We start from the raw sequence: 18447 nt of genomic DNA, 5'->3' as shown, positions 1-18447 counted from the left end.
GCCACCACCCGCAGGACGCGCCAGACCGGTTGATTGACCGAGCCGACGACTGGACTAGAGTGACGCGAGCGGGAGCCGGGCGGGGTGGCTTCTCCGGTGTTCCGGCCTCCCGACCTCCCCGGCCCTCACCGACACCCGGACGCCCCGCATCCGTCGACGACGCCAGGCGCTGACCGCCACGACGGCCTCCGTCGCCCGCCGGGACGGGGCCGGGGCCGAGCCGGGACCTGAGAGGGCGCATGACCAGCAACCACGACGAACGGCACGTTCCGGTCATGCTCCGGCGGTGCCTGGAGCTGCTGGCTCCGGCGCTCACCCGGCCCGGAGCCGTCGTCGTCGACTGCACGCTCGGCCTGGGCGGCCACAGCGAGGCCCTGCTCGACGCCTTCCCCGAGGTCCGGCTGATCGCCCTCGACCGCGACCCCGACGCGCTGAAACTGGCCGGGGAGCGCCTGGCCCGGTACGGCGACCGGGCGACCCTGGTGCACGCCGTCTACGACGAACTGCCCCGCGTGCTCGCCGGGACCGGCACCCCGCGCGTCCAGGGCGTCCTCTTCGACCTCGGCGTCTCCTCCATGCAGCTCGACGAGGCCGCCCGGGGGTTCGCCTACGCCCGGGACGCCCCCCTGGACATGCGGATGGACCAGAGCCGCGGCGTGTCGGCGGCCGAGGTGCTCAACACCTACCCGCCCGGGGAGCTGGTGCGCATCCTGCGTACCTACGGCGAGGAGAAGCAGGCCCGGCGCATCGTCGAGGCCGTCGTCCGGGAGCGTGACCGGGAGCCGTTCGACTCCAGCGCCCGGCTGGTGGACCTGATCCGCGACGCCCTGCCGCAGGCCGCCAAGCGCACCGGCGGGAACCCGGCCAAGCGCACCTTCCAGGCCCTGCGCATCGAGGTCAACGGCGAGCTCGCCGTGCTGGAGAGGGCCCTGCCCGCCGCCGTGGACGCCCTGGCGGTGGACGGCCGCATCGCGGTGCTGTCCTACCACTCGCTGGAGGACCGGCTGGTCAAGCAGGTCCTCGCGGCCGGCGCCGCCACCACCGCCCCGCCCGGCCTGCCCGTCGTCCCCGAGCGCTACCAGCCCCGGCTCGAACTGCTGACCCGGGGCGCGGAACTGCCCACCGAGGAAGAGGTCGCCCGCAACCGCCGCGCCGCCCCGGCCCGGCTGCGCGGCGCCCGACGCATCCGGGAGGTCGCACCGGCATGACCCGCACGACCGGACGTACCCCGCGCACCCGGCCGCCGGTGATCGGCCGGCTCGTCCCGGGCGGCGGCGCCACCGCGGCCCGCACCCCCTTCGTCCTGCTGGTCGTCGTCCTGCTCGGTTCGGGCCTGCTGACGCTGCTCCTGCTGAACGCGGCCGTCAACGAGGGCTCCTTCGAGCTGGGCAAGCTGCGGCAGGAGACGCGGGAGCTGACCGACGAGGAGCAGGGACTCCAGCAGGACGTGGACTCCTTCTCCGCACCCGGCGCGCTGGACCGGCGCGCGCGGGAGCTGGGCATGGTCCCCGGTGACGTCCCCGTCTTCCTCCGCCCGGACGGCACCGTCCTCGGCGAGCCCTCCCCGGCACCGGACGCCCGGTGAGCCCGCCGGAGCCGCCCCGGCGCCGCGTCCCGCGCCCGGCCCGACCCGGCCGCCCGGCGGCCGGTGGGGCCCGCCCGGCGCACCGCCCGGCCGCCGCCGGACCCGCCGACGAGCGCCGCGCCGCCGCACGCCGCGTCCGGCGCGAGCCGCCGCCCCGTCCCCGCGCCGGTCGGCGGCCCCCGCCCCGCCCGCCCCGGGAGCTGCGGCTGGCCGCCCCGCGCACCCGGCTGCGCCTGCTGAGCGTGGCCGTCACCCTGGTGCTGCTCGTCTTCGGGCTGCGGCTGCTCCAGGTGCAGGCCGTCGACGCGAACAGCTTCGCCGCCGCGGCCGACGTCAACCGCTACGTCACCGTCCCCCTCGCGGCCGAACGGGGCACCATCACCGACCGGGGCGGCCACGAGCTGGCCACCACCGTCGACGCCTACGACATCACCGCCGACCCCTACCTCTTCGGCGAGGAGCGCACCGGAGTGCCCGACGCGCCCGCCCGGGCCGCCGCGCTGCTCGGTCCGATACTGGGCGAGGACCCGGCGGAGCTGGAGCGCAGGCTCACCGACCCGCCCGCACCGCGCTACGTGCGGCTGGCGTTCCAGCAGACACCCCAGGTGTGGCGGCAGATCCAGGACCTCAAGAAGACCCTGGCGGACCAGGAGGAGAAGGAGGAGGGCGTCAACGTCCTGGCCGGCGTCTACGCCGAGCCCCGGGCCAAGCGCGTCTACCCGGGCCACGAGCTGGCCTCCGGCGTCCTGGGCTTCGTCAACTCCGCGGGTGAGGGTGGCGGCGGGCTGGAAGCGCAGCTCGACACGCTGCTGGCGGGCGAGGACGGCACGATCACCTACGCCCAGTCGGCCGGCCGCCGCGTGCCCACGGCCGGCGGGCAGGAACAGCCGCCGACGCCCGGTACCGGGGTGGAACTCACCCTGGACCGCGACATCCAGTGGGCGGCCCAGGAGGCCATCACCGGGCAGGTCAAGAAGTCCGAGGCGGACGGCGGGTACGTCATCGTCCAGGACGTGCGGTCGGGTGAGGTCCTCGCGATGGCGAGCGCCCCCGCCTTCGACCCCAACGACCTGTCCACCGTCTCGGCGAAGAACCTCGGCAACCCCGCCCTCCAGGACGTCTACGAGCCCGGCTCCACCGCCAAGCTCATGACCATGGCCGCCGTGCTGGAGGAGGGGGCCGCCGCCCCCGGTACGCACGTCACGGTGCCCAACCGGCTGCCCCGCGCCGGCCGCAAGTTCGCCGACGACCACGACCACGAGACGTACCACCTGACGCTGACCGGCGTCCTCGCCAAGTCCAGCAACATCGGCACCATCCTGGCGGCGGAGCGGCTCGGCGAGAGCCAGCGGGAGGCCAACGAGGTCCTGCACGGCTACCTGCGGGCCTTCGGCGTCGGACGCCCCACCGGCCTCGGGTTCCCCGGCGAGAGCCCCGGCATCCTGGCCGCGCCCGGCGACTGGAACGCCGCCCAGCAGCACACCATCCCCTTCGGGCAGGGGCTGTCCGTCAACGCCCTCCAGGCCGCCTCCGTCTACTCCACGATCGCCAACGGCGGCGTCCGCGTCACCCCCAGCCTGGTCCGCGGCACGGTCGGCCCGGACGGACGCTACGAGCCCGCGCCGGAGCCCGACCGGAAACGGGTGGTCAGCGAGAAGACGGCCGACACCCTGGGCCTGATGCTGGAGGAGGTCGTGACCGACGAGGAGGGCACCGGCAAGCCGGCGGCCGTGCCGGGCTACCGGGTGGCGGGCAAGACCGGCACCTCCAACCGCGTCGACCCCGAGACCGGCCGCTACAACGGCTACACCGCCTCCTTCGCCGGGTTCGCCCCGGCGGACGACCCGCGCGTCACCGTCTACTGCGCGGTCCAGAACCCCACCGAGGGCGGGTACCACGGAAGCTCCGTCTGCGGACCGGTGTTCCGCCACGTCCTGCAGTTCTCCCTGAAGACCCTCCAGGCCCCGCCGACCGGCGTCAGGGCACCGAACCTGCCCACCACCTTCACTCCGGGCGACTGAACGGAAGATCCCCCCACGTGACCACCATCACCGGCGACTCCGCCAACCGGCCGGCCCCCGCGGGCACCGCCCACGGGGCCGGCCCCTCACTTCGCGGCGCGCCGGGCGCGCCCGGTAACCTCACCGCCGTGCCACAAGCTGATCAGACCCCTACGTCCCCCCCGCGCCCCTCCGGAGTGCGGCCCGTCGAGCTGGCGGAGCTGACCCGGTCGCTGGGGATCGCGGAACCGCGCCCGGCCTCCTCCGGAACGGGTCCCGGCGACGCCGCCGAGCCTCCCCGGACCGCCGTCACCGGCATCACGCACGACTCCCGTGCCGTGCGGCCCGGTGACGTCTACGCCGCCCTGCCGGGCGCCCGCTTCCACGGCGCCGACTTCGCCGCCCAGGCCGCCTCGCGCGGCGCCGTCGCGGCGCTGACCGACCCGGCGGGCGCCCAGCGCTGCGCGGACGCCGGGCTCGCGGTGCTCACCGTGCCCGACCCGCGCCGCCACATGGGTCACCTGGCGGTCGCCATCTACGGCGACCCCGGCCGCGATCTGCTCCAGATCGGCATCACCGGCACCTCCGGCAAGACGACCACCGCCTACCTCGTGGACGGCGGGCTGCGCGCCGCCGCCAAGGAGGGGGAGCTGACCGGCCTCATCGGCACCGTCGAGTCCCGCATCGGGGACGAGCGGCTGAAGGCGCAGCGCACCACCCCCGAGGCCACGGAGCTCCAGGCCCTCTTCGGCGTCATGCGCGAGCGCGGGGTCACCTCCGTGGCGATGGAGGTCTCCAGCCACGCGCTCGTCATGGGCCGGGTGGACGGCTGCGTCTTCGACGTCGCCGTCTTCACCAACCTCAGCCCGGAGCACCTGGACTTCCACACCGACATGGAGGACTACTTCCAGGCGAAGGCGCAGCTGTTCACCCCCGCGCGGTCCCGCGCCGGCGTGGTGAACCTCGACGACGAGTACGGCCAGCGGCTCGCCCGCGAGGCGGGCGTCCCCGTCACCACCTTCTCCGCCGAGGGCCACCCCGACGCCCACTGGCGCGCCGACGACGTCGAGGTCGGGCCGCTCGGCTCGGTGTTCACGGTCCTCGGGCCGGACGGCCAGCGGGTGCGCGCCGCCGCGCCGATGCCGGGGCCGTTCAACGTCTCCAACGCGCTGGGCGCCATCACCGCGCTCGTCGTGGCCGGCATCGACGTGCAGACGGCCGCCGACGGCGTCGCCGCCATCCCCGGCGTCCCCGGGCGGCTGGAGCGCGTCGACGCCGGTCAGCCCTACCTGGCCGTCGTGGACTACGCGCACAAGCCCGACGCCGTCGAGTCCGTGCTGCGGGCCCTGCGCCGGGTCACCGACGGGCGCATCCACGCCGTCCTCGGCTGCGGCGGCGACCGCGACCCCCACAAGCGCGGCCCGATGGGCGCGGCCCTGGCCCGGCTGTCCGACACCGCCGTGCTGACCTCCGACAACCCGCGCTCGGAGGATCCGCTCGCCATCCTCGCCGCCATGCTGGCCGGCGCTGCCGAGGTCCCGTCCTACGAGCGCGGAACGGTGCTGCTGGAGGAGGACCGGGCCGCCGCGATCGCCGTCGCCGTGGCCCGCGCCGAGCCCGGCGACGCGGTGATCGTCGCCGGGAAGGGGCACGAGGTCGGCCAGGACATCGCCGGGGTCGTCCGCGCCTTCGACGACCGCGAGGTGCTGCGCGCGGCCATCGAGGAGCGCGGCGGCCGCGAGGCGGGGACCGCGGGGGAGCCCCGGACCGAGCACGCCACCACCGACGAGGAGCGGCCCGCCCGATGATCCCGCTGACACTCGCCGAGATCGCCACCGTCGTCTCCGGCCGTCCCCACGACATACCGGACGCCCAGGTGAAGGTGACCGGGCCGGTGGTGTACGACTCCCGCGAGGTCGTCCCCGGAGGGCTGTTCGCGGCCTACGCCGGGCAGCGCGTGGACGGCCACGACTTCGCGCGGCAGGCCGTGGCGGACGGCGCCGTGGCGGTGCTGGCGACCCGGCCCGTCGGCGTGCCCGCCATCGTCGTCGACGACGTCACCGCCGCCCTCGGCGCCCTCGCCCGGCACGTGGTGACGGCGCTCGGCACGGCCGTGGTGGCGCTCACCGGCTCCTCGGGCAAGACGAGCACCAAGGACCTCCTCGCCCAGCTGCTGGAGGCCGACGCGCCCACGGTGTGGACGCCCGGTTCGCTGAACAACGAGATCGGGCTGCCCGTCACCGCGCTGCGCGCCGACGCGACGACCCGTCACCTGGTGCTGGAGATGGGGGCGCGCGGCATCGGCCACATCCGCTATCTCACCGGCCTGACGCCGCCGCGCATCGGTCTCGTCCTGAACGTCGGCACCGCGCACCTCGGCGAGTTCGGGGGCGTGGAGCAGATCGCCCAGGCCAAGGGGGAACTGGTGGAGTGCCTGCCGCCGGCCGGGGACGGCGGCGTCGCGGTGCTGAACGCCGACGACCCGCGGGTGCGGGCCATGGCCGCCCGCACCCGGGCCCGCGTCGTCCTCTTCGGCGAGTCCGCCGACGCCGACGTGCGGGCCGAGGACGTGTCCCTCGCGGACGGCAGACCCTCTTTCACGCTTCACACACCCTCCGGGTGCAGTGACGTGACCTTGCGCCTGTACGGTGAGCACCACGTGTCGAACGCGCTCGCCGCGGCAGCCGTCGCCCATGAACTGGGCATGCCCGCCGACGCCATCGCACAGGCGCTGAACCACGCCCGCAGTCTCTCCAAGTGGCGGATGGACGTCACGGAGCGCGCGGACGGCGTCACCGTCGTCAATGACGCGTACAACGCGAACCCCGACTCCATGCGGGCCGCTCTGCGCGCACTGGCCGCGATGGCGGGGGGCGGGGCGGACGGTGTGCCGCGTCGCACGTGGGCGGTGCTCGGTGAGATGGCCGAACTCGGTGAGGCGGCGCTCGCCGAGCACGACGCGGTCGGACGGCTCGCCGTCCGGCTCAACGTCAGCAGGCTCGTGGCGGTCGGCGGCCGGGAGGCCGCCTGGCTGGACATGGGCGCCAAGAACGAGGGTTCGTGGGGTGAGGAGTCGGTGCACGTGTCCGACGCACGGGCGGCGATCGACCTGTTGCGCAGTGAGCTGCGCCCGGGGGACGTCGTACTGGTGAAGGCGTCCCGCTCGGTGGGGCTGGAGCAGGTCGCGCAGGAACTGCTGGCCGGCCCTGAGGGCGGGGTCGCCGGGCGATGAGGCAGATCCTCTTCTCCGGGGTCATCGGTCTGTTCCTGACCCTGATCGGCACGCCGCTGCTGATCAAACTGCTCGCCCGCAAGGGGTACGGGCAGTACATCCGGGACGACGGCCCCCGGGACCACCACAGCAAGCGCGGCACGCCCACGATGGGCGGTATCGCCTTCATCCTGGCGACGCTCGTCGCCTACGTCCTCACCAAGCTGATCACCGGCAGCGAACCGACCATCTCCGGTCTGCTGGTGCTCTTCCTGATGGCGGGCATGGGCCTGGTCGGCTTCCTGGACGACTACATCAAGATCGTCAAGCAGCGCTCGCTGGGTCTGCGGGCCAAGGCGAAGATGCTGGGCCAGCTCATCGTCGGCGTCACCTTCGCGATCCTCGCACTCAACTTCGAGGATCTGCGCGGCAACACCCCGGCGTCCGACCGACTTTCCTTCACCCAGGACTTCGGCTGGCAGATCGGCCCGGTGCTGTTCGTCATCTGGGCCCTGTTCATGACGCTCGCGATGTCCAACGGCGTCAACCTGACGGACGGTCTGGACGGTCTGGCCACCGGCGCGTCGGTCATGGTCTTCGGCGCCTACACCTTCATCGGCGTCTGGCAGTACCAGGACTCCTGCGCGATCACCGGCAGCCCCTCCTGCTTCGAGGTGCGCGACCCGCTCGACCTCGCCGTCGTCGCCGCCGGACTCATGGGCGCCTGTTTCGGCTTCCTGTGGTGGAACACCTCACCGGCCAAGATCTTCATGGGTGACACGGGTTCGCTCGCCCTCGGCGGGGCCCTCGCCGGCCTGGCGATCATCTCCCGCACCGAGCTGCTGCTGGCCATCCTCGGCGGCCTGTTCGTCCTCATCACCCTGTCCGTGGTGATCCAGGTGGGCTCGTTCCGCCTGACCGGCAAGCGGGTGTTCAAGATGGCGCCGCTCCAGCACCACTTCGAGCTCAAGGGCTGGAGCGAGGTCCTCGTCGTCGTCCGCTTCTGGATCATCCAGGGCATGTGCGCGATCGTCGGCGTCGGCATCTTCTACGCGGCCTGGGCGGCCCAGAAGTGAGCGCCGCGCCGCCCTTCGGGGACGCCTCCGGACACCCGCCCGAGGTCGAGGGGCGCGCGGTCACCGTGGCCGGGATCGGGGTGAGCGGCGTGAGCGCCGCCCGTGCCCTGGCCCGGCTCGGGGCCGTCGTCACCGTGGTCGACGGCGGCGACGGCCCGGCGCAGCGCGAGCGCGCCGAGACGCTGGCGGCCGAGGGCATCGGCGCGCGGCTCGGTGACGGGGAGACGCTGCCGCCCGGCACGGAACTCGTCGTCACCTCGCCCGGCTGGCGGCCCGACGGTCCGCTGTTCGCCGCCGCTGCCGCCGCGCGGCCGGGCGGCGTCCCCGTGTGGGGCGACGTCGAGCTGGCCTGGCGGCTGCGGTCCCTGCCGGGGGCCTGCGACGCGCCCTGGCTGGCCGTCACCGGCACCAACGGCAAGACGACCACCGTGCAGATGCTGGCCGCCGTGCTCGACGCGGCGGGGCTGCGCACGGCGGCCGTGGGGAACATCGGCACCCCGATCGTGGACGTCGTCCTCAGCGGCGAGCCGTACGACGTCCTGGCGGTCGAGCTGTCCAGCTACCAGCTGCACTGGGCGCCCTCCGTGCGCGCCCACTCGGCCGCGGTGCTCAACCTGGCCCCCGACCACCTCGACTGGCACGGCTCCATGGCCGCGTACGCCGCCGACAAGGGCCGGGTCTACAGCGGCAACACGGTCGCCTGCGTCTACAACGCGGCCGACCCGGCCACCGAGGCGCTCGTCCGCGAGGCCGACGTCGTCGAGGGCTGCCGGGCCGTCGGGTTCACCCTCGGTACGCCCGGACCGTCCGAGCTGGGCGTCGTGGACGGCCTGCTCGTGGACCGCGCGTTCGTGCCGGACCGGCACCGGCAGGCCCAGGAGCTGGCCGAGCTCTCCGACATCGCCCCCTCGGCCGGCCCGCCCGCGCCGCACAACGTCGCCAACGCGCTCGCCGCCGCCGCGCTCGCCCGCGCGTTCGGCGTACCGCCCACGGCGGTGCGCGACGGGCTGCGCGCCTTCTCCCCGGACGCCCACCGCATCGCGCGGGTGGCCGAGGTGGACGGCGTGACCTACGTCAACGACTCCAAGGCCACCAACACCCACGCCGCCCAGGCCTCGCTGGCGGCCTACCGGCCGGTGGTGTGGATCGCGGGCGGGCTGGCGAAGGGCGCCACCTTCGACGAACTGGTCGGCTCGGCGGCCGACCGGCTGCGCGGCGTCGTCCTCCTCGGGGCCGACCGGCACCTGATCGCCGAGGCGCTGGCGCGACACGCCCCGGATGTGCCCGTCGTCGACCTCGACCGCACGGACACTGGGGCGATGGCGGAGGCCGTGCGGGCGGCGGCCGGGCTGGCCCGGTCAGGCGACACCGTCCTGCTGGCCCCGGCCTGCGCGTCGATGGACATGTTCACCCACTACGGGCGGCGCGGGGAGGCGTTCGCCGAGGCCGTCGGCCTGCTCGGCGGCGCGGCCGGTAGCGTGCCGCCCGAGGACCGGGAGGCGTAGGCCCCCGCCGGTCGTCCCGGCCCACCGGACCGTCCGGCGGCCCGGCGGAAGGGGAGACCAGATGACGGCGGACCAGCGGCCCACCCGCGAGGCGGCGCGGGAGCGGCGGCCCCGCCCCGCCGACCGGGCACCCCGGCGTCCCTCCCCCGACGCCCCGCGAGCCGACGCCCCCCGGACGCCGCCCACCGCGGCCCGGCGCGCCGCGCCGGCACCGGTGTCCGCCGTGCGGGCGGGGCGCGGAGCGCTCGGGCAGCGGGTGGCGGGCCTGCACGACCGCGCCCGGCGGGCCTGGGACCGTCCGCTCACCGCCTACTACCTCATCCTCGGCGGCAGCCTCCTCATCACCTCGCTGGGCCTGGTGATGGTCTTCTCGGCCTCCCAGATCCAGGCGCTGCGCTTCGACCTGCCGGCGACGTACTACTTCAAGAAGCAGCTCGTGGCCGCGACGCTGGGCACCGTCGCGCTGCTGGTGGCGTCCCGGCTCCCCGTGAAGCTGTTGCGCGCCCTGTCCTACCCGCTGCTGCTGATCACCGTGGTGCTGCTCGTCCTCGTGCAGGTGCCGGGCATCGGCGTGGAGGTGAACGGCAGCACGAACTGGCTGAGCGTGGGCGGGCCGTTCATGCTGCAACCCAGCGAGTTCGCCAAGCTCGCCCTGGTGCTGTGGGGGGCCGACCTCCTGGCCCGCAAGGGGGAGCGGGGCCTGCTCACCCAGTGGAAGCACCTGCTGGTGCCCCTGATCCCCGGGGCGCTGCTCATCTGCGCCCTGGTGATGCTCGGCCGCGACATGGGCACGGTCATGATCATCGCGGCCGTGCTCTTCGGGCTGCTGTGGCTGGCGGGAGCGCCCGCGCGCATGTTCGGCACCGCGCTGGTCTGCGCGGCGGCCGCCACCGTGGTCCTCATCGCGGTGGCGCCCCACCGCATGAACCGGCTCGCCTGCCTCGGCGCGTCCGACCCCGGGCCCGACGACCGCTGCTGGCAGGCCCTGCACGGCCTCTACGCCCTGGCCTCGGGCGGGTGGTTCGGTTCCGGACTGGGGGCGAGCGTGGAGAAATGGGGCGAACTGCCGGAGCCCCACACGGACTTCATCTTCGCCATCACCGGTGAGGAACTGGGCCTGGCGGGGACGCTGTCCGTTCTCATGCTCTTCGCGGCTCTAGGCTATGCGGGTATCCGCGTGGCCGGACGCACGGAGGACCCCTTCGTGAGATACGCCGCGGGGGGTGTGACGATCTGGATCACGAGCCAGGTGGTCATCAACGTCGGTGCCGTTCTCGGGCTGCTGCCCATCGCCGGGGTGCCCCTGCCGCTGTTCTCCTACGGGGGTTCCTCCCTGCTGCCGACGATGTGTGCCGTCGGGTTGCTGATCGCGTTCTCCCGCAGCGACCCCGCCGCACGCGCGGCGCTGGCCATGCGGCAGCCTGGTGTCCTGAGGACGCCGGGTGGCGCGAGACGGAAGACGATGCGACGACCCGTCAGGAAGCGGTCGTCCGGAGAGCGGTGAAATTCGGTGCATGTCGTACTCGCCGGCGGGGGGACCGCCGGCCACATCGAGCCCGCGCTCGCCCTCGCGGACGCCCTGCGCAGGCAGGACCCGACCGTGGGGATCACGGCCCTGGGCACGGAACGCGGACTCGAGACGCGGCTCGTGCCCGAGCGCGGCTACGAGCTGGGGCTCATCCCGGCCGTGCCGCTGCCCCGCAAGCCCACGCCCGAGCTGATCACGGTCCCCGGGCGGCTGCGCGGCACCGTCAAGGCGGCGGAGCAGATCCTCGAACGCACGAAGGCGGACTGCGTCGTCGGCTTCGGCGGCTACGTGGCCCTGCCCGGGTACCTCGCGGCCAAACGGCTCGGGGTGCCCATCGTCGTCCACGAGGCGAACGCCCGGCCGGGCCTGGCCAACAAGATCGGCTCCCGCTACACGCGGTACGTCGCCGTCTCCACGCCGGACAGCAAGCTGCGGCACGCCCGGTACGTCGGCATCCCGCTGCGCCGTTCGATCGCGACCCTCGACCGCCAGGCCGTGCGCGCCGAGGGCCGGGCCGCCTTCGGGCTGGACCCGAACCTGCCGACGCTGCTGGTCACCGGCGGCTCGCAGGGCGCGCGGCGGCTCAACGAGGTCGTGCAGGCGATCGCGCCCGTCCTGCAGCGCTCGGGCATCCAGATCCTGCACGCGGTCGGCCCGAAGAACGACCTGCCGCAGACGGACAACATGCCGGGAATGCCCCCCTACCTCCCGGTACCGTATCTGGACCGGATGGACCTCGCCTACGCCGCGGCCGACATGATGCTCTGCCGCGCGGGCGCGATGACCGTCGCGGAGCTGTCCGCCGTCGGGCTGCCCGCCGCCTACGTCCCGCTGCCCATCGGCAACGGGGAACAGCGGCTGAACGCCCAGCCGGTGGTCAAGGCGGGCGGTGGACTCCTGGTGGACGACGCCGAGCTGACGCCGGAGTGGATCCAGGGCAACGTGCTCCCGGTTCTCACCGACCCGCACCGGCTCTACGACATGGCGCGCTCGGCGGCGGAGTTCGGCCGGCGGGACGCCGACGAGCTGCTGGTCGGCATGGTGCACGAGGCGATCGCGTCGCGCCGAGCGGCCTAGCCGCACGGCGAGCGGCCGGGAAGGCAGGAGCAGTGGGCGGCGCAGCCGGACCGGTCGCCGCCGCGGAACCCCGCGGCGGCGAGCCCGAGCAGTCGGAGTCCGCCGGAGAGGGGGCCGAGGGGCGACGGCGGTGGCTGCCCGGCCCGCTGCGGCGCCCGCGCCCGCCCCGGCCTCCCCGGTTGCGCCGGCCGCGGCTGCGGCTCCCGAGCCGTCGCCGCACCCGGCTCGTCCTGGCGGCGGCCCTGGTGGCGGTCCTCGCGGGCTCGGCGGCCTGGGTGCTGTACGGCTCGTCGTGGCTGCGCGTGGAGCGCGTCACGGTCCAGGGGGTCCGCGAGCTGACGGAGGACCAGGTCCGCAACGCGGCCGACGTCCCGCCCGGCGAACCGCTCGCCGCGCTGGACGCCGGGGCCGTCGAGGACCGCACGCGGCGGGCGCTGACCCGCATCGCGCGGATCCGCGTCGAACGGGACTGGCCCGACGGCGTCGTCCTGCGCGTCACCGAACGCACGCCCGAGGTGGTGATGGAGAAGCCGGGCGAGCGGGGGACGTACATCGAGGTCGACGCCGAGGGAGTGCGCTACGCGGAGGTGCGGGAACGCCCGGCGGGCGCGCCGCTGGTCGTCCTCGACCTCGACGCCTCGCGCAGCAACGACTTCTTCGGTTCGGCACGGCTGCGGGCTGCGGCGGTGCGCGTCGCGACGCACCTGCCCCCCGGGGCGCGCAAGGCCACCCGAACGCTGCGCGTGCGTTCCTACGACTCCGTCACCCTGGAGCTGACGGGCGACCGCACCGTGCTGTGGGGGAGCGCCGAGGAGGGCGCGGCGAAGGCGAAGGTCCTCACCGCCCTGCTGAAGGCCGAGCCGGACGCGGCCCACTACAACGTCAGCGTCCCCACCGCCCCGGCCGTCTCGGGTGGTTGACGTCGGGCGGCCCGCCGGGGCCGTCGGCGCGGGCACCGGTCCCCGTCGTTCCCCGCCCGCCTGGCCGCCGCCGCGACAACTCGGTTGACGGTCTTTCGGCCTGGTGGGCACCCTGGTTGGTTACCACCGAGAGTGATCACATAGGGTGAAAAGAAAAACGGGAGGTTCGGCGTGTTCGTTGAACGCGCAGTGCGTGTCGACTTAGTGTCCGTTCCGAAGACTCCAAGGAATGACAGGCACTGGTAACCCTAAACTTGACCGTTAGGGTTAGGGGTCGGCGTTCGAACCGCCCCATCGGCATAGGTCGGCGTCCACACCACGTGTGGCGCGGCGACACGTAACTCGAGGCGAGAGGCCTTCGACGTGGCAGCACCGCAGAACTACCTCGCAGTCATCAAGGTCGTCGGTATCGGCGGCGGTGGCGTCAACGCCATCAACCGGATGATCGAGGTCGGTCTCAAGGGCGTCGAGTTCATCGCGATCAACACCGATGCTCAGGCGCTGTTGATGAGCGACGCCGACGTCAAGCTCGACGTCGGCCGCGAGCTCACCCGGGGCCTCGGCGCCGGCGCCAACCCCGATGTCGGCCGCAAGGCCGCCGAGGACCACCGCGAGGAGATCGAGGAGGTCCTCAAGGGGGCCGACATGGTCTTCGTCACCGCCGGGGAGGGCGGCGGCACCGGCACCGGTGGCGCCCCCGTGGTCGCGAACATCGCCCGCTCGCTGGGCGCGCTGACCATCGGCGTCGTGACGCGCCCCTTCACCTTCGAGGGGCGGCGCCGGGCGAACCAGGCGGAGGACGGCATCGCCGCGCTCCGCGACGAGGTCGACACCCTCATCGTCATCCCCAACGACCGGCTGCTGTCCATCTCGGACCGCCAGGTCAGCGTCCTGGACGCCTTCAAGTCGGCCGACCAGGTGCTGCTGTCGGGTGTGCAGGGCATCACCGACCTCATCACCACCCCCGGCCTCATCAACCTCGACTTCGCGGACGTCAAGTCCGTCATGTCGGAGGCGGGTTCGGCCCTCATGGGCATCGGCTCGGCCCGGGGCGACGACCGCGCGGTCGCGGCGGCGGAGATGGCCATCTCCTCACCCCTGCTCGAAGCCTCCATCGACGGCGCACGCGGCGTGCTGCTCTCGATCTCCGGCGGTTCCGACCTCGGTCTCTTCGAGATCAACGAGGCCGCCCAGCTGGTCAGCGAGGCCGCACACCCCGAGGCCAACATCATCTTCGGCGCCGTCATCGACGACGCCCTCGGGGACGAGGTACGGGTCACCGTCATCGCCGCCGGCTTCGACGGCGGTCAGCCGCCGGCCAAGAACCGCGAGAAGGCACTCGGTTCCTACGGGAAGGACGAGTCGGCGGGCAGCGGCCCCCGTCCCGCCCCGCCGGTGCCGGACGAGCGGCCCTCCTTCGGCGGGCTCGGCAGCGTCCCGGCCCGCGACGAGGAGCCCGAGCCGGCGGCCGACCCCGCGCCGACCGCCGAGGCGTCCCCCGTCACCCCGCCGCACGTCCCCTCGGCCCGTGACTACCAGGACACCCAGGCCGAGGAACTGGACGTCCCGGACTTCCTGAAGTAGCCACCACCGTACGGACCGGGCCTCTCGCGACGTGATACGACAGCACGAAAACGGCAGCGGCGCCCACTTCGCCTTCACCGACCGGTGGGGCGGGGTGAGCGCCGCTCCTTATGGCACCCTCAACCTCGGCGGGGCGGTCGGGGACGACCCGGCGGCCGTCCGGGCCAACCGGCGCCTGGCGGCCCGCGGTCTCGGCCTCGACCCCGAGCGCGTGGTCTGGATGAACCAGGTGCACGGCGCCGACGTCGCGGAGGTCGACCGCCCGTGGGGGACGGCGCCCGCGCCCGCCGTGGACGGTCTGGTCACCGCGCGGCGCGGGCCGGCCCTGGCCGTCCTCACCGCCGACTGCACCCCCGTCCTGCTCGCCGACACCGCGGCCGGTGTCGTGGGCGCCGCCCACGCCGGACGGCCGGGACTGGTCGCCGGTGTGGTGCCCGCCACCGTCCGGGCCATGGTCGCCCTCGGCGCGGACCCGGCCCGCCTCACCGCCCGCATCGGCCCTGCGGTCTGCGGCCGTTGCTACGAGGTGCCGGAGGCCATGCGGGCCGAGGTGACCGCCGTGGTGCCCGCCGCCCACGCCACGACCCGGCAGGGCACTCCGGCCGTCGACGTGGCCGCCGGGGTGCGCGCCCAGCTCGCCGAAGCGGGGGTCGCCGACATCGTCGCCGACACGGTGTGCACCCTGGAGTCGGATGACCATTTCTCCTACCGCCGGGAGCAGCGCACCGGGCGGCTGGCGAGTTACGTCTGGCTGGAGGGCTGAACGATGGCCGAGGGCACACGCGGACCGGGTGCGGACGCCGACCCGGGGGAGCGCGCGGCGGAACTGGCCGCGAACCTCGCGCGGGTGGAGGAGCGTCTGGGCGCCGCGTGCGCGGCGGCGGGCCGCGCCCGCGAGGAGGTGACGCTCGTCGTCGTCACGAAGACCTACCCGGCGAGCGACGTACGGCTGCTGGCCGACCTCGGGGTGCGGCACGTGGCGGAGAACCGCCACCAGGAGGCCGGCCCGAAGGCCGAGGCGCTGGCCGACCTGCCGCTCGTGTGGCACTTCGTGGGGCAGTTGCAGACCAACAAGGCCCGTGCGGTGGCCGGTTTCTGTGACTATGTCCACTCCGTCGACCGAATCCGGCTCGTGGACGCCCTCGCGTCGGCGGCCCGGAACCGGGGACGTGAACTGCGCTGCCTGCTCCAGGTGGCCCTCGACAAGGAGGGCGCCGACGCGGAGACCGCCTCCGCCCGGGGTGGTGTCGCCCCCGCCGACGTCGACGCGTTGGCGGCGGCGGTCACGGCGGCACCGGGTCTCTCCCTGGCCGGTGTGATGACCGTGGCTCCGCTGACCGGCCGTTACGCGGGCCGACCGGGCGCCGCGTTCGCGCGCCTGGAGGAAATCTCAAGCGGGCTGCGACGGAACGATCCTGCTGCAACCATGGTGTCGGCAGGGATGAGTTCGGACCTTGAGGAGGCCGTGGCCGCGGGTGCGACACATGTACGCGTCGGCACTGCGGTACTCGGAGTCCGTCCCCGCCTCGGGTAACGTCGCCAAGAAAGTCGGACTACAGACGAAAATATGGTCATTTCCGGCGAAACGGTCAGACTACGTGGATGCGCGGCCACCGGTGACGGAGCCGATCCACCACAGAGCGGAGGGTGCGGAGCATGGCCGGCGCGATGCGCAAGATGGCGGTCTACCTCGGCCTCGTGGAGGACGATGGTTATGACGGCCGGGGGTACGACCCTGACGACGAGTTCGAACCCGAGCCCGAGCCCGAGCGGGAACACCGGCGGCAGCCGGCCCACGAGCCTCCGCCGGAGGAGCCCGTCCGGGTGGTCCAGCCGCCTGCCCAGCGGGAGCGCGAACAGACACCTGCCCTGGTGGGCGACGGTGGCCGGGTGAGCAGGATCGCCCCCGTGTCGTCCATCACATCCGAACGCCCGAATCTGGAGAAGAGCGCACCGGTGATCATGCCCAAGGTCGTGTCCGAGCGGGAGCCCTACCGGATCACCACGTTGCACCCGCGGACGTACAACGAGGCCCGTACCATCGGGGAACACTTCCGTGAGGGCACTCCGGTGATCATGAACCTCACCGAGATGGACGACACGGACGCAAAGCGACTTGTCGACTTCGCGGCCGGTCTCGTCTTCGGTCTGCACGGCAGCATTGAGCGGGTGACCCAGAAGGTCTTCCTTCTGTCTCCTGCTAACGTCGATGTAACGGCGGAGGACAAGGCCCGCATCGCAGAGGGCGGGTTCTTCAACCAGAGCTGAGACGCAACACCGGAAACAGCCCCGGCCGACAGGCGGCCGGGCAGGTCCCAGGGGAGAGGGAAGCGCACGATGGGCATCGCACAACAAGTGGTCCTCGTCGTGTTGAACCTGTTCCTGTACGTGCTGATCTTCCGGCTGATCATGGACTACGTCTTCATGTTCGCCCGCTCATGGCAACCCGGCAAGGCGATGGTGGTCATCCTGGAGGGGACCTACACTGTCACCGATCCGCCGCTGAAGCTTTTGCGGCGGTTCATCCCGCCGCTGCGCTTCGGGGGCGTGGCGCTAGACCTGTCCTTCTTCGTACTGATGATCATCGTTTTCATCCTGATCCGGATCGTGGGCGGGCTGTGAACGAGTACGGTCTTGCCGATATGCCGATGACCTACGTTGAGGTGAAGAGATGCCGCTGACCCCCGAGGACGTGCGGAACAAGCAGTTCACGACCGTCCGCCTCCGAGAAGGCTATGACGAGGACGAGGTCGATGCCTTCCTTGACGAGGTCGAAGCAGAGCTGACCCGCCTGCTGCGGGAGAACGAGGATCTGCGCGCCAAGCTGGCCGCCGCGACGCGGGCCGCCGCGCAGAGCCAGCAGCAACAGGGTATGCGCAAACCTCCGGAGGACCGATCGCAGCAGGGTCCGGTGCCCGCTGCCATATCAGGTCCGCAGCCGGTGCCTCCGGGGCAGCAGCAGATGGGCGGCCAGCAGCAGATGGGCGGCCCCCCTCAGCTCCCCGGTGCACCCCAGCTGCCCGCAGGTCCCGGCGGACCCCAGTCCGGCCAGCACGGTCCCGGCCAGCAGCAGCACCAGCCTCAGCACCAGCAGCACCAGCCGCAGCACCAGCAGCATCAGCAGCACGGTCCCGGCCCGATGGGCCCGGGTCCGATGGGCGGCCACGGCGGCCCGCCGCAGATGCAGCAGGGCGGCGGCAACGACAGTGCCGCGCGCGTGCTGTCCCTGGCGCAGCAGACCGCCGACCAGGCGATCGCCGAGGCCCGCTCCGAGGCCAACAAGATCGTCGGCGAGGCCCGCAGCCGCGCCGAGGGTCTGGAGCGGGACGCCCGTGCCAAGGCCGACGCGCTGGAGCGGGACGCCCAGGAGAAGCACCGCGTCGCGATGGGCTCCCTGGAGTCCGCCCGCGCCACGCTGGAGCGCAAGGTCGAGGACCTGCGCGGCTTCGAGCGGGAGTACCGCACGCGCCTGAAGTCGTACCTGGAGAGCCAGCTGCGTCAGCTGGAGAACCAGTCGGACGACTCGCTCGCGCCGCCGCGCAGCCCGGCCGCCGCGTCCCTGCCGGCCTCCCCGTCGATGGCGTCCGCCGGCGCTCCGTCCGGCGGCACGATGGGCGGCCACCAGTCGATGGGCGGCCAGTCCATGGGGGGCGGTCAGTCCATGGGCGGCCACGGCGGCGGCCACAACCAGGGCGGCGGTCAGACCTACGGCGGTCAGCAGCAGATGTCCCCGGCGATGACCCAGCCGATGGCCCCCGTCCGGCCGCAGGGCCCGCAGCCCATGCAGCAGCAGACGCCGTCGCCGATGCGGGGCTTCCTCATCGACGAGGACGACAACTGACGGCAGGACACGCGCCTCCGCACGGCATGTGAAGGGCCGGACCCCACCGGGGTCCGGCCCTTCTCGCCGTTCCCGGGTCCGTGTCGTCCCGGGCCCGCCGTCCGGAGACGCGTCCGGGCA

Annotated in this window: 16 protein-coding genes; all 16 read left to right on the top strand. The window is 73.5% G+C overall.

Going from position 1 to position 18447, the window contains the following annotated elements:
• The first annotated feature begins 239 nt into the window (after window positions 1-239).
• The 16 genes from rsmH (at window position 240) to IF129_RS01370 (ending at window position 18327) form a co-directional block, all read left to right on the top strand.
• Window positions 240-1208 carry a 16S rRNA (cytosine(1402)-N(4))-methyltransferase RsmH gene (gene rsmH / locus IF129_RS01445; protein WP_191207533.1) on the top strand — a complete coding sequence of 323 codons (969 nt, stop codon included), beginning with the start codon at window positions 240-242 and terminating at the stop codon, window positions 1206-1208.
• Window positions 1205-1585 (top strand): cell division protein FtsL, encoded by a 381-nt coding sequence (locus tag IF129_RS01440; RefSeq protein WP_191207532.1) that lies wholly within the window; start codon window positions 1205-1207, stop codon window positions 1583-1585. The genes rsmH and IF129_RS01440 overlap by 4 nt, the downstream gene beginning before the upstream one ends.
• Window positions 1582-3606: a peptidoglycan D,D-transpeptidase FtsI family protein gene (locus tag IF129_RS01435; RefSeq protein ID WP_191207531.1), complete on the top strand. Its 2025-nt coding sequence runs from the start codon at window positions 1582-1584 to the stop codon at window positions 3604-3606. Before IF129_RS01440 ends, IF129_RS01435 begins: the two co-directional genes overlap by 4 nt.
• Window positions 3607-3623: 17 nt before the next feature.
• Window positions 3624-5393 carry a UDP-N-acetylmuramoyl-L-alanyl-D-glutamate--2,6-diaminopimelate ligase gene (locus IF129_RS01430; RefSeq protein WP_191207530.1) on the top strand — a complete coding sequence of 590 codons (1770 nt, stop codon included), beginning with the start codon at window positions 3624-3626 and terminating at the stop codon, window positions 5391-5393.
• Window positions 5390-6817, top strand: a complete 1428-nt coding sequence (locus IF129_RS01425) for a UDP-N-acetylmuramoyl-tripeptide--D-alanyl-D-alanine ligase (protein ID WP_191207529.1) — start codon at window positions 5390-5392, stop codon at window positions 6815-6817. Before IF129_RS01430 ends, IF129_RS01425 begins: the two co-directional genes overlap by 4 nt.
• Window positions 6814-7872, top strand: a complete 1059-nt coding sequence (gene mraY, locus IF129_RS01420; RefSeq protein ID WP_191207528.1) for a phospho-N-acetylmuramoyl-pentapeptide-transferase — start codon at window positions 6814-6816, stop codon at window positions 7870-7872. Before IF129_RS01425 ends, mraY begins: the two co-directional genes overlap by 4 nt.
• On the top strand, window positions 7869-9377 hold the full coding sequence (murD, locus tag IF129_RS01415) for a UDP-N-acetylmuramoyl-L-alanine--D-glutamate ligase (RefSeq protein ID WP_191207527.1): 1509 nt from the start codon (window positions 7869-7871) through the stop codon (window positions 9375-9377). The genes mraY and murD overlap by 4 nt, the downstream gene beginning before the upstream one ends.
• Before the next feature lie 61 nt (window positions 9378-9438).
• Window positions 9439-10881: a putative lipid II flippase FtsW gene (ftsW, locus tag IF129_RS01410; protein WP_191207526.1), complete on the top strand. Its 1443-nt coding sequence runs from the start codon at window positions 9439-9441 to the stop codon at window positions 10879-10881.
• 6 nt (window positions 10882-10887) lie between these two features.
• Complete coding sequence (murG, locus tag IF129_RS01405; protein WP_191207525.1) at window positions 10888-11982, top strand: undecaprenyldiphospho-muramoylpentapeptide beta-N-acetylglucosaminyltransferase; 1095 nt, start codon at window positions 10888-10890, stop codon at window positions 11980-11982.
• 32 nt (window positions 11983-12014) lie between these two features.
• On the top strand, window positions 12015-12902 hold the full coding sequence (locus IF129_RS01400) for a cell division protein FtsQ/DivIB (protein WP_318153487.1): 888 nt from the start codon (window positions 12015-12017) through the stop codon (window positions 12900-12902).
• Window positions 12903-13265: 363 nt separating this feature from the next.
• Window positions 13266-14486: a cell division protein FtsZ gene (ftsZ, locus tag IF129_RS01395; RefSeq protein ID WP_191207524.1), complete on the top strand. Its 1221-nt coding sequence runs from the start codon at window positions 13266-13268 to the stop codon at window positions 14484-14486.
• A gap of 31 nt (window positions 14487-14517) precedes the next feature.
• A complete protein-coding gene (gene pgeF, locus IF129_RS01390; RefSeq protein ID WP_191207523.1) occupies window positions 14518-15249 on the top strand; it encodes a peptidoglycan editing factor PgeF in 732 nt (243 codons plus the stop codon).
• A 3-nt stretch (window positions 15250-15252) separates the two neighbouring features.
• On the top strand, window positions 15253-16020 hold the full coding sequence (locus IF129_RS01385) for a YggS family pyridoxal phosphate-dependent enzyme (protein ID WP_191207522.1): 768 nt from the start codon (window positions 15253-15255) through the stop codon (window positions 16018-16020).
• Between the two features lie 122 nt (window positions 16021-16142).
• On the top strand, window positions 16143-16754 hold the full coding sequence (locus IF129_RS01380) for a cell division protein SepF (RefSeq protein ID WP_191207521.1): 612 nt from the start codon (window positions 16143-16145) through the stop codon (window positions 16752-16754).
• Window positions 16755-16823: 69 nt separating this feature from the next.
• On the top strand, window positions 16824-17108 hold the full coding sequence (locus IF129_RS01375; protein WP_191207520.1) for a YggT family protein: 285 nt from the start codon (window positions 16824-16826) through the stop codon (window positions 17106-17108).
• Window positions 17109-17157: 49 nt separating this feature from the next.
• Window positions 17158-18327, top strand: coding sequence for a DivIVA domain-containing protein (locus IF129_RS01370; protein ID WP_191207519.1), 1170 nt, complete (start codon window positions 17158-17160; stop codon window positions 18325-18327).
• Window positions 18328-18447: the final 120 nt, after the last annotated feature.

Source organism: Streptomyces chumphonensis, from assembly GCF_014779715.1.
In the GTDB taxonomy this organism is placed as follows: Bacteria; Actinomycetota; Actinomycetes; order Streptomycetales; family Streptomycetaceae; genus Streptomyces; species Streptomyces chumphonensis.
This window is presented reverse-complemented; position numbering and strand designations above follow the sequence as displayed.